Raw genomic sequence first — 12,023 nt, 5'->3', positions numbered from 1 at the left:
ACAAATCTATTCTAAGTTCAATAATTCTATCAAAATGCTTGCAATCACCAAAATTTCCAGAGTCTCGAATCCTAGCGATTCTTGCATTAATCTTAGATCTAACCAATCTATCTAAGTCTTTTATCCACTCAGTATAAGGTTCTTTTCCATTAGCTGTTTTGTAAATTTTAATTTCGTACATTTAGTTACTCGTTCTAATTTAATTGTATCCAATCAGATACTTTTTGTAAATTTATTTGATTTTTACTAGCTTTATACCAAGCTAACTTTCTTGCTTGCATTATCTGCACGAGAAGACTTGTCATAAGCGTTAATCATCTCGCTTGATGCGTGACCGGTCACCTTTTGAATATCGCTGTCACTAAAGCCTTGCTGCTTTAAATAGGTTACTGTCGAGGCTCTAAGAACGTGAGGAGTAACTTTAAAAGGAATATTTGCGGCCTTTCCTGCTTTTTCAAAAGTTGAAGCCAATTGGCAAAGAGGAATAGGTTTACCCGTTCGTGTGATAAAAACCAATCCTTGCCGATCACTTATATAGATCTTTAGCGCATTCATCACAGAGGGAGGATAAGTTATAATTGTCTCTTCTATAGCTCCCCTTGTCTTAAGCTGCTTGAATGTTATTTGATTAGTATTCCAATCAATCTTATCGACTGTTAAGGATAAAACTTCTCCTATCCTTTTTCCTCCCTGCAAGGCAATTTTAGCTAAAAGACAATCCCGACTATTAATTTTGTCCAGCGCTTCGAAAAACCGTAACCATTGAGCTTGGGTCATAGCTTCGGTAACTACATGCTTATGCACTCGCTTAAAAGTCTTATTCGCTTCTTCTCTATTAGGTAGTGCTTTTTTGATAAGGCCATCGGTTTGCCGACAAAGATAAGAGGTAAAAGAAATAAAGGCAGCGGCTCTTGCTTGTCGTGAACATTCAGACCATTGAATAGATTTATCTTTCTTGATGCGATCAATAATAGCGTTATGGTTCAACTGGGAAAATTGCTGTAAAGACATGAAAGGGTTAAGAAATCCAAATTCAACAAGCTTGCGCATTCCAGATTGATAATTTAGCGCTGTCAAACTACTCATTGAATCATACCAAGCGCTTAAGGCTTGAGAAAGGTTCACTCTATCAAGGTTATTCCAAATAGCCTCTTCTCGAAGATGTTTAACTTGTGCGTATGTAAAGGTGGAAGGATTTAAGGATGGAATTAATTCCTTATATCCTGATGGAATGACGTCTTGATGGATAATAGTCATGATGGAATTCCTTATTTATGGCAGAAAATCAGAGACTATATTATAAGTAGCATTATAAACTAGTCTGCATTATGGATGGAAAGAAGGCTTTACGTCAAGAATTACATCCGTAAGGATTGAAGGATTTATGTATTTAAGGATGGAATTAATTCCAAAAATAAAGCTTTAAGGTTCACATGATTATTGCCTGTATTCAAAGCAAAGGTGGCGTTGGGAAAACAACATCCGCAGTCAATCTAAGCCACGCACTTAGTATGCAGAATCAAAAGGTTTTGCTTATCGACCTAGATAGCCAAGGCTCGGCTTCTTTATCTCTTGGTGTGGGAAGGCAAGAACTGACGCCTTCAATTGCTGAGGTATTAATTGACGACTTACCAATAGAGGAAGTCATTAGAGACACAAATATACCTAATTTGCATCTAGTCACTGGTTCTATGGCTCTCGCTAATTTTGACATAAATCTAGCTAACCATGAAAAAAGGACGGAAAGAATTAAGGATGGAATTAAATCCATAATTCCTAAATTCGACACAATTATTCTAGATTGTCCTCCTACTATGTCTTTACTACCTGTCAATGCTTTAGTGGCTTGCGATCACTACCTTGTGCCCGTTATGCCTCATTATCTTGCACTAGAGGGCTTAGTTAATCTGTTAGATTCTATTGAGCGGGTAAAAGCAGGGATAGGAGCAAAAGGCGAGCTGCTAGGCATTCTATTAACTATGGTTGATCAAAGAGCTAAAGTCACCACCGAAATATCAGACATCATAAGAAAACAATTTCAAAATGCTGTGTTTAAGACAGAGATTAAAACAAATATCAAGCTGGCAGAAGCGCCCTCTTTTGGCAAAACAATCTTTCAATATGACTGGAGCTCTACTGGCGCAGAAGCTTATCAAGCATTAGCAAAAGAAATCATTCAAAGAACAAAAGGTAAAGGCAATAATGGGCAAGAAAAACAAAAAAGCGAACAAGCCACATCAAACACAAAGCCAAAGCGCTCCGTCAAGACTAGGAAAAAAAGTGGATGATATCTTCTCAATAGGAAAGCCAAGCCAGCAAGAAAAACCTGTGATAGAGCCTTCTGCTAAGGCGCAAAAGATTGATATACCTCTGCAAGATGTTTCAACTGTAAAGCAAGCCCGTGGCAGACCAATAGAACACAAAGAAGAATGGAGCAAAATAACTGTTGTATTGCTCGATAAACAAATTCACTGGCTAGACCAGCTGGCTTCAAATATTCGTTTAAATACAAAAGCAGCCGTAAGTAGAGCTGAACTTATTAGAGCCTTAATTGCCGCCATTGAAGAAAGCAATACGGATCTATCACACTTAGGAAGTGAGATAGCAATTAAGAATTTTGTTTTAGAGAAGTTAAAAAAATGACGGATTTATTTGAAAGACTAGCAAATCTGAAATTTCAAAAAAAACCAGAGCTTACGCTATCTGAAAAATGGAAAGCATTTACAAAGGAAATATCTCAGGAAAATGATTTAGATGTTATTGAAAAAAAAGCGCATAAAAACAAATTATCCGAACAATTCAAGGATGCATTTAAAAAGATCAACTATACGATTTGGGATGCTATTATTTCATGGCGCGACGCCGTTTTTAATGCAGAACTTACACGTGTGACAAAATACAATTACCTTAATGGTATGCTTAAACTAATTGAAGCCGACATTATTAATCCCTATGCAGCTTTAACCGATTTAACACTAAATTGGTACGATCAGGCTAGTAAGAAAATAAATGCACTTCAAAATTGGGCTCCTGCAACAAAACAATCTCGTAAGACCTGTTTAAAATCCTTTTATGCTTTTTCATTAAATTATGATCCTCAAGGAACGCCACACAAAAACCCTACAGCGTGCGAAATTATACATATGCTGTCTAGCATAGCAGAACGAGCTTTAACTAAAGATATAGACTCCTGCTTGCTTTTAGATACTCTCATAAAATTAAATGAAAGAGATGCCATTATAGTTGCCGTAATGCTGTTTTCTGGAAAGACTTTAGAAGAGGTTCTAGATCTAAGAAAAACCCAAATATATCCAGGAAAGATTGAGTTCAAAGATAAAAAAACAAAAATGCCTATATCTCTGACAAACTTGATTGAAATGTTTAGTAAAAACAACAACGACTATGTGTTTGTAACAGATCAAGGCAATAGAATCCATCGTACACAAGTGATCCGAAACTTGAAACTTGCAAGTAAGATAATGGGTTTAGAGTTTGAGCTTACACCAAAAGTTCTTCAAGGCTATTCAATAGCTTACTTCCCGCATAATAAAGAGGATGTTTTGTAACTCGTTGCAACTAAACAAAAATTTTGCATAAAGAGTCTTGATTATTATTAAAAAAGGCATTATGAAGGTGGGGAATCTATTGAAGCCGAATTTGGCTTAAAACTAGAACACGCGATAAGCCCTGGCCGGCCCTCGCGTGTCTTAATGGTAAGGTTACCATACATTAACCTCACCATACTTAGTTGCGTAAATTTTTGTCATCTTTATCTTATATTTTATAAGAAAGAGACAGAGAAACTACGCAACTATCTAGTTTCTTTTTCGGCTTCCTTTTAACAAGAAGGAAGTTTTCATGAATGTAAAAACATTAGACCTTTTCTTACAAACTATTGATAAACAATTACCTGAGATTGTTTCCGACGCAGATTTGATATGTATCCTTCCTAGAATATTTAAAAGCCAAAGTGCGCTTTCTCGTATGCGGACAGCCAAACAAGCGCCTCCGCATTTTCATATTTCAAAAACATGTGTTCGCTATTTAAAAGGAGATGTTCTTAATTGGCTTAGAACACATTATCAATACCAAGACCTTCCAGAAGAATCTAATATTCCACATCTAAATAATATAAATGGGCGTCTAGATTATCTAGAGAGCAAAATAGAGGAGATCTGCAAGTGGAAAGCGCTTGTGGACGTATCTTTAGTGGATTTTAGTAATAGATTGGAATCGTAAGAACTAGGCCATGTTGACGCATGGCCCTTAACTGGAACGTCCTAATGAATAGCCTTAATTTAACAGAAAAAATTGATTTTGACAATATTGAAAAGGCTTTTGCGCCATTAATATCAAAAGCTATTTGGGTAATATCCGATATTGCCGACAACAAGCGTCCTATCAACCCACATACCAACACAAACGCAAAAAGTAATGATCCTACCACATGGGGGACCCTAGCTCATGTGCGAAGCTTTATTGAAAACAATCCTGGGCAATTTGCGCCAGCTATAGCTTTAAATAAAGAGATAGAGCTGACTTGCATTGATTTAGATCACGTATGCAAAGAGGATCAAATATTTGACTGGGCGGAAGACATCTATAAAGGAAGTACCTCCTATTGCGAGCGCAGCATTTCCGGAAATGGCCTGCATGTGTTTATTAAAGGCAATAAACCCGGCCAATTGTGTAAAAAGGGACAGATCGAAATTTATGATCACAATAAATTTATTACTGTGACAGGAAATATTCTGCCAGGCCACGCCGAAATTAAAACAGCCCAAGAATTTCTAGATAAGTTTTACAAGGAACATTTCAAAGAAAAATCTTCGCTACAAACAATTAAGCAAATCAGTCCTTCTATCAAAGATAGCGAAGTATTATCACTATGTAGGACAACACAGGAAGCTGCTAAATTTAAGAAGCTTTATGATGAAGGCGATATTTCAGACTTCAACAACGACGCCTCCAAAGCTGACTTTCATTTATGCAAAATGCTTGCGTACTTCACACAAAATAAAGATCAAATCTTCCACCTTATTAAACAATCAAAACTATACACAAACAGAAAAGGTAAAAATCCTGACAAATGGGATCGACAAGACTATGCGGAGCAAACAATTGAAAAAGCTATAAATGATCTTAAAGCCTTTTATCAGCCACAAAAGCCTTTATTAAAGGCGGTTGGCTTAGGACAATTTCTGATAACACCCATTCCAGAAAAGCCATTTATATTCTCTTGGTGTAGAGAGCAAAATACAATTATGATTCACGCTTGGCGAGGCATCGGTAAAACGCTATTTGCTTTGAATGTAGCGTATTCGATGGCATCCGGAGCAGAATTCCTCGGCTGGAAGACAGATAAACCAAGGCGGGTACTTTATATTGACGGCGAAATGCCAGCAATCGCATTACAAGAACGGTTAGCCAATATAGTTAAACGAAATAAAGATAAGACACCTCCGAATGATGATTATTTTCAATTAATTGCATCCGATCAACAAGAATTGGGAATTCCGTATTTAGATACAGCGGAAGGCCAAGCTCTTCTTCAACCATATGTAGAAAAAGCAGACGTTATCATTATAGACAATCTTAGTACCTTGACTTGCCAGCCAGAAAATGAAGCACAAGCCTGGCTGCCTATGCAGAAATGGATGCTTGCACAACGTCGAGCAGGAAAGACAATTATTTTGATTCATCATACTGGTAAAGGAGGCGCACAAAGAGGAAGTTCTAAACGCGAGGATATTCTGGATGTCGTGATTAATCTGAGACGACCTAAAGACTATATGCCTGAACAAGGAGCACGCTTCGAACTTCACTTTGAGAAAACAAGAGGTATTAGTGGAAAGCAAGTTCGCCCGTTAGAAATTAACGTAGAAGATAAAAATGGTATCTTATTTTGGGCACATAAAGAATTAGAATCAGCCATTCTCGATCAAATCAAAGAGCTAATAAAACTTGGACTAAAGGATAACGATATATGGCACGAATTGGAAATTGGTCGTGCAACATATTATCGATATAAGAAAAAGCTCACGGAATCAAAAGACAATTCAGAACAGAACACACAATTTTAATCGGCAGAAGTCTCAAGTCTCACTATATAATAAAATAATATAGTGAGACTAAGAGACTCTTCTGAGAAGCAAAATGAGACTAAACCGTGAGACTAATCGTGAGACTTTCAGAGTAATGGCGAGATGATTAATGAGACTAATAATGAGACTAATAATGAGACTTCTAGCGAATTATTTTATCGTTTTAAATTTTCCGCGTGAGACTATGTTGAGACTATGTGCTTTAAGTTATTCATATTCAAGAAATTGTGTTTATTGCTTTGCAAAGCTCACAAAGCTCCTGGAGGCACCAGTCTCACAACTTAGTCTCATTTTTTCACGAATTAGTCTCATTTTTTATTGTTTTAAGTATCAAACAGGAAAAAAAGACATCTTATGAGCACTGAATACGCTGATTTATTGGTTGCTGCGGCTGAAAAAGTCCTAGTTAATGAGCAAAAGATTAGACGCACACTTACTCTTAATAATCCTTTTGTTGTTGATAATCAACTACATATGTTTCCTGAGACTCCCCTAGAGACTACAATTGAGACTACAATTGAGACTAAGGAGCCTATTCTTGAGACTACAAATAAAGTTTGTGCTTCCTTGAAAGATTTGGGGATTGAGTTATTTTATATTTGTAATCCTCAAAGGCTGTCTCATAGCTTGTCTCATCTTTTATCTCACTCGCCGACTTTAGGTTTAGACATTGAAACATATGGTTTGCCAGAGTTTAAGGGTGATAAACAAGCGGGATTAGAGCCTCGTAAATCTGCTATTAGAACAATACAGATTTTTGATGGGAAAACTAATGTCTACGTGTTTGATCTTCTGAAATTAGGTGGTTTAGATTGTTTGGGTAAGGATATTTGGGAATGTCCCATGATTGCACATAATGCGCTCTTTGAGCTTAAGCATCTGCTTCATAAAGGGGCATATCCCAAGAAGCTAGGATGTACCCTTCTTGCAGATCGTATACTTAATGGCGATAGGCGCGAATTAAAAGAGGATTTAGGGCTTAGTCGATCAGCTGGATTAAAGGACTTAGCCAAAGAGCTATTAGGTTTAGACATCTCAAAAGAACAACAAACTTCCGATTGGTCGCAAGAAAATCTTACTCAGGAACAATTAGAGTATGCCGCTTTAGATGCTGTTTTGACTTTTAAATTGTTTGAGATTCAAAGAGCCCTTTTAACTAAAAAAGGACTTACAAGACCTTATCAAATTTTGCGCGATGCTCAATATTCCGTAGCTAAAATGGAGCTCTCGGGAATTGGTTTTGACATTCAAAAACATAAAGCTTTAATGCTGACTTGGCGTGAAGAAAGTGAACGTCTAGAAGCCGATATTTTTGACGTGATAGGGCGAGAGTTAAATATTAATAGCAGTAAACAAATGGGCGAATGGCTGCGGGATGTGCTAAAAGAAACTGATTTAGAAGCCTGGACAAAAACAGGTAGCGGGGCACTTAGCACAAGTACACCGACCTTTAAACTTAATGCGCATACGCATGCCGTTATCCCAAAGATTGTTGAGTATAGGCATGTGACTAAACGGTTAAGCGCTTTTGGTGATAGTCTTTATAAATTCATTGATGTTTCCTCGAATCGTTTATATGGCTCTTTTTCTTTGGGGATGACAGCAACAGGACGCATGTCTAGCTATAATCCAAATATGCAAAACATGCCGCGCGATGATTTTCGCGATCTCTTTTGTGCTCAAGATGGTTATTGTTTGATTGGGCTCGATTATAGTCAACAAGAGCTTCGTGTAGCCGCATTTATTACCCAGGATAAAGAATTATTACGTATTTACCAAGAGGGCGGTGATGTTCATACGAATACTGCGGCGTCTATTCTTAAAATTCCTAGAGAACAAGTTGGAAAATCTCACAGGCAGCTTGCTAAAGCCGTGATCTTTGGTCTCCTTTATGGCCAAGGAGCGAAAGGTTTATCTATCTATGCCAAAAGACAATACAGCGTAGATATGGCAGAGGAAGAAGCGCAAAAGCATAGGGAAGGCCTTTTTAATACATATAAGGGTCTGCGTAAGTGGCAAATATCTACCGGAAAACTTGTAGAAATTACCCAGAAGATTAAAACGCCGTGTGGAAGAGAGCGTGATTTTAGTCGAGAGAGGCTTGGATATCGTTATAACGCAGCTTTAAACTTACCTATTCAGGGCGCCGCTGCTGAAATAACGCTACATGCAATTAGGCGTTTAGCATCTTTAATTTGTGATGATTGCAGGCTTGTAAATGTGATTCATGATGAGATACTTTTAGAGGTTCGAGAGGATAAGGCACATATATATGCTGAAAACGCTAAGGAAGCTATGGAACATGCTTTTCTTGACGTGTTCCCAAATGCGGGACCATACATGAAAGGGCTTGTTGAAGCAAAGCTTGGGAAGACGTGGGCAGAAACGAAATAACTTAAATAAGATCAGTGGTTTATAATAGGTGATATATGAATGATAATGAGTTTTTAGATCTACTTGGAGAATTGAGCAAAGCTTCTCAGGAATGTATAAAATCTCAAATAGCCTTGTATGAAGTAGGAAAAAGATATGCTCCTCTGTGTATTCAAGTTTTATTAGAATCGCGAATGATTCCAAAGCTCATTAACAACAAAATGGAAAGAAGAACGGGTGAGAGCGGATTTGATCCCGTACATCCCGACTTTTGGAATGCAGATATGATTATAGCGCTTGCTGAGCATTACCGAGGGGTTTTAGAACGCGGTGTTAAAGAAGCTGATGGAAAAACAAAATGCTTGGTTTCAAGTAGATAAAATAGAGGTGTCATATGCCAGCGCCTAAAAATCATCCGCCTTATCCTGGTTGTGAAACTGGAGGCCGGCCACGTCGATACTCTAAGGAAGATATTGAGCGTTTTGCAGATGAGCTTATTATTTGGATGAAAAAAGAATCTAACTTTTGGTTGAAAGACTTTTGCTTAGAACGAGACATTGATCCCGATTTCATGGCTGAATGGGCAAAAGAGAATAAAAAGTTTAACGGTGCTTATAAGCTCGCTAAAGGTATACAAGAGAGTAGAATATTCAAGGGCGCAATGATGGAGACTTTCAATACTGGAATGTCAAAGTTTGCTCTAATGAATTGCCATGGTTGGGCAGATAAGCAAGAGTCTAAAATATCTGGAGATGCCAGCAATCCTCTAGCTTTTGTTTTGAATAGTATTGATGGACAATCAAAGGATTTAGTAGATGGCGAAGCAGAGTGATATACAGACGGCCCAGCTGTTCCTTGCTAATCCCAAATGGCGTTTGAATAATCTTTACGACATAGTAGATAAACAGGGGCGCCAAGTAAAGTTTCGCATGAATTGGGCTCAAGAAGAGCTTTATCGGGATATGTGGTATTGTAATCTTATCTTGAAGGCTCGGCAGCTTGGTATAAGTACCTATGTATGTCTTCTATTTCTCGATCGCTGTTTGTTTAATAGCAATGTTTCGGCCGGGATTATTGCTCACACTCTGGAAGATTCACAGCAGCTTTTTAGGCGTGTGAAGTTTGCTTATGATTGTCTGCCAGAAGAATTAAAAGCTTTACGCCAGGCAAATACGGACACGGCCCAAATGTTACAATTCTCTAATGGAAGCAGTTTAAGGGTCGGTACGTCGCTTCGTTCCTCTACTTTCCAATACCTTCATATAAGCGAGTTTGGCAAGATATGCGCTAAGTACCCGGATAAAGCCCGCGAGATAGTCACAGGCTCACTAAATACGCTTGAAGCTGGTCAGTATGTTTTTATTGAATCTACAGCCGAAGGCCGTGAAGGCTATTTTTATGATTTGTGCAAGGAAGCACAGGTCATGCAGGCAGCAGGCAATAAATTAACCTCTCTCGATTATCGTTTCTTCTTTTTTCCTTGGTGGAAGCATCCTAGCTATCGTTTGGCTGAACACATTGATATTCCCGTTGATCTGGATGAATATTTCAAGGACCTTCAAGACATATATGGGATAAATCTAACGCCCTCTCAAAAAGTCTGGTATTGCAAGAAATATCAAACGCAGCATGACGATATGAAGCGAGAGTATCCCTCGACTCCAGAAGAGTCTTTTCAAGCTTCTATTGAAGGCCTATATTACGGAAAGTATATGCTGAAAGCCCGTACGGAAAAGCGAATATGTAGAGTCCCTCATGATGAGACGCTGCCCGTCTTTGTGGCCATGGATTTGGGATTCAACGATTCGACCGCCATATGGTTTTATCAAGTTTCAGGCCAAGAGGTAAGAATAATTGATTATTATGAGAATAGTGGGGAGCCTCTTACACACTACCTTAAAGTATTAAAAGACAAGCCTTATAGCATTGATAAGTTTTTCGTTCCCCATGACGCTAAAAATACGGAATATGGTAGCGGTTTAACTCGTGTGAGAATAGCGGCTAATCACGGAATTACCTTCACAGCCTTACCTAAATTATCCGTGCAAGAGGGTATTGATGCTGTTAGGAATGTACTTGGCCGATGCTGGTTTGACGAAGTTAAATGCGAAAAAGGGATTCGGTCGCTTGATAATTATAAGAAAGTCTGGAATGAGCGGCATGGTTGTTGGAGCGATAAGCCTGTCCATAATTTTGCTTCAGATGGGGCTGATGCTTTCCGCTATTTAGCTCAAAGCTTACGCCATGCTAAGTCAAGAGCCGAAGAGGATGAAGAATGCCGGCAGTCCATAGCAGCTGCTAATAAATTCTTACATCCATACCAAGATATACATCATCCCTTTCAATGGGGAGCTAGTGGTTATTTTTGAGATTAATAGATAAATTTTAATTCGGTGAGCCTTATGCCCATCGATTAAAGACTCTATTCTTTAGGCTGTCACGGAATAATAACATTTTTGGTTGTTTGCTCTAATAGTCCTTCTGGTAGATATCTATACCCTGGTCAAGTAACATACCAAAACCTGTTGTTATCAACGCTTCTCCAGTATAACCTAATAAAGGGCAAACAGGTGTAGCAAACATAACAAAAGCACCACCTAATATCAAAGAGACACCAAGAACGAATTTTAAAGGGATTTCTTTTTCGTCTTTATCTTCATCATGTTTTTTAGCGATTGCGGCTAAATGCAAGGCTTCATATTCATTAAAGCCTATATTAGGCTCTTCATAAAAATAAGTTTCCATATGCATAGCACGTGCGTGTTTTTTCTTATCTTTCTTTTTAATAAATTTTTTGAATTGTTTGAATATCCCTTTAGGAGGTTTTCCTCCTTTCTTTTTTAGCTCAGATTCTATCTTATCAACTTCTTTTTCTATGTCGATTTCGGTTTTGGTATAACTTTCAACTTCTGTTTTGATATCTAATATAACATCTAACAGACTTTCGCTATCGGATTTTTCGTAATATTTCCAAGCTTTATCAATAAGCTTTTGTATTCGCACACCAAAATTGACATCATTAAAATCAATTTGTCCATAGATATGCGGTGGTGTTATAACTGCCAACGGAAAAGCGCAGAGAACACTAGATAAAACCAAACGCTGAAAACCATTAAACTTATAAAGACAACCCATCGCATTTTCCCCTTATTTTTAAGATCGATTTCCCGTCCTGCTACTCTAAAAAATTGAAAGATTCCTGTCGTAATAGGAAAAGTAAAAACACCGTTAATCAACAAAAGCAAACCTAAATTTTTAGGATCCAACATATATCACCTTTTGAGGGAAGCATATTAAAATGAAATATTTAAATTTGCACAAGGAAATAAATTTCCTTGTATACAACCATTAGGATGGCTTTTATTTACTTATGCACATTATCTTCAATGCGCATCACGCCTTAGTTAAATGGGAGGAACTTCTATAAGAAAAGCTAATTGTTTGGATGAATTCCAATTCCAAAACCACAAGCTTTTAAAGCTAGCATAATTGTTGAGAATCTGGGCTTAGATTCTTTGGTTAAACTTTTGTATAGGCTTTCTCTGC

Annotated in this window: 11 protein-coding genes and 2 pseudogenes; 9 read left to right on the top strand and 4 right to left on the bottom strand. The window is 37.8% G+C overall.

Annotation, left to right across the window (positions count from 1 at the left end):
- Together BN3769_RS15055 and BN3769_RS09560 are read right to left on the bottom strand one after the other, a co-directional pair.
- Positions 1 to 181: pseudogene (locus tag BN3769_RS15055) on the bottom strand (type II toxin-antitoxin system RelE/ParE family toxin); the annotation flags it as partial.
- Positions 182 to 252: 71 nt separating this feature from the next.
- Positions 253 to 1,257, bottom strand: a complete 1,005-nt coding sequence (locus BN3769_RS09560) for a tyrosine-type recombinase/integrase (RefSeq protein WP_079989510.1) — start codon at positions 1,255 to 1,257, stop codon at positions 253 to 255.
- A 176-nt stretch (positions 1,258 to 1,433) separates the two neighbouring features.
- Here BN3769_RS09560 and BN3769_RS09555 point away from each other — a divergent pair, with 176 nt between their 5' ends.
- From BN3769_RS09555 to BN3769_RS09515, 9 genes are all read left to right on the top strand, one after another.
- Positions 1,434 to 2,288 (top strand): ParA family protein, encoded by an 855-nt coding sequence (locus BN3769_RS09555; RefSeq protein WP_068469967.1) that lies wholly within the window; start codon positions 1,434 to 1,436, stop codon positions 2,286 to 2,288.
- Positions 2,281 to 2,643, top strand: coding sequence for a hypothetical protein (locus tag BN3769_RS09550; protein WP_068469965.1), 363 nt, complete (start codon positions 2,281 to 2,283; stop codon positions 2,641 to 2,643). Before BN3769_RS09555 ends, BN3769_RS09550 begins: the two co-directional genes overlap by 8 nt.
- Complete coding sequence (locus BN3769_RS09545) at positions 2,640 to 3,566, top strand: hypothetical protein (RefSeq protein WP_068469963.1); 927 nt, start codon at positions 2,640 to 2,642, stop codon at positions 3,564 to 3,566. Before BN3769_RS09550 ends, BN3769_RS09545 begins: the two co-directional genes overlap by 4 nt.
- 292 nt (positions 3,567 to 3,858) lie before the next feature.
- Positions 3,859 to 4,239, top strand: coding sequence for a helix-turn-helix transcriptional regulator (locus tag BN3769_RS09540; protein WP_068469961.1), 381 nt, complete (start codon positions 3,859 to 3,861; stop codon positions 4,237 to 4,239).
- 44 nt (positions 4,240 to 4,283) lie between these two features.
- Entirely contained in the window at positions 4,284 to 6,083 is a 1,800-nt protein-coding gene (locus BN3769_RS09535) for a phage NrS-1 polymerase family protein (protein WP_068469960.1), read from the top strand.
- Positions 6,084 to 6,458: 375 nt separating this feature from the next.
- The gene (locus BN3769_RS09530; RefSeq protein ID WP_068469958.1) at positions 6,459 to 8,498 is read left to right on the top strand and encodes a DNA polymerase; all 2,040 of its coding nucleotides are present in this window, start codon (positions 6,459 to 6,461) and stop codon (positions 8,496 to 8,498) included.
- A gap of 35 nt (positions 8,499 to 8,533) precedes the next feature.
- A complete protein-coding gene (locus BN3769_RS09525) occupies positions 8,534 to 8,857 on the top strand; it encodes a hypothetical protein (RefSeq protein WP_068469956.1) in 324 nt (107 codons plus the stop codon).
- Positions 8,858 to 8,871: 14 nt separating this feature from the next.
- Positions 8,872 to 9,309: a terminase small subunit gene (locus BN3769_RS09520; protein WP_068469954.1), complete on the top strand. Its 438-nt coding sequence runs from the start codon at positions 8,872 to 8,874 to the stop codon at positions 9,307 to 9,309.
- Entirely contained in the window at positions 9,293 to 10,846 is a 1,554-nt protein-coding gene (locus BN3769_RS09515) for a terminase large subunit (protein WP_228840671.1), read from the top strand. Before BN3769_RS09520 ends, BN3769_RS09515 begins: the two co-directional genes overlap by 17 nt.
- Positions 10,847 to 10,946: 100 nt before the next feature.
- On the opposite strand, the gene BN3769_RS09510 is transcribed toward BN3769_RS09515, so the two are convergent.
- Both BN3769_RS09510 and BN3769_RS15270 read right to left on the bottom strand, forming a co-directional pair.
- Positions 10,947 to 11,612 (bottom strand): hypothetical protein, encoded by a 666-nt coding sequence (locus BN3769_RS09510; protein WP_068469952.1) that lies wholly within the window; start codon positions 11,610 to 11,612, stop codon positions 10,947 to 10,949.
- Between the two features lie 298 nt (positions 11,613 to 11,910).
- Positions 11,911 to 12,023, bottom strand: a pseudogene (locus BN3769_RS15270) (addiction module antidote protein); the annotation flags it as partial.

The organism is Candidatus Protochlamydia phocaeensis (assembly GCF_001545115.1).
GTDB classification, from domain to species: domain Bacteria; phylum Chlamydiota; class Chlamydiia; order Chlamydiales; family Parachlamydiaceae; genus Protochlamydia_A; species Protochlamydia_A phocaeensis.
The sequence above is the reverse complement of the archived record's forward strand: the minus strand, read 5'-3'. Positions and strand labels throughout refer to the sequence as shown.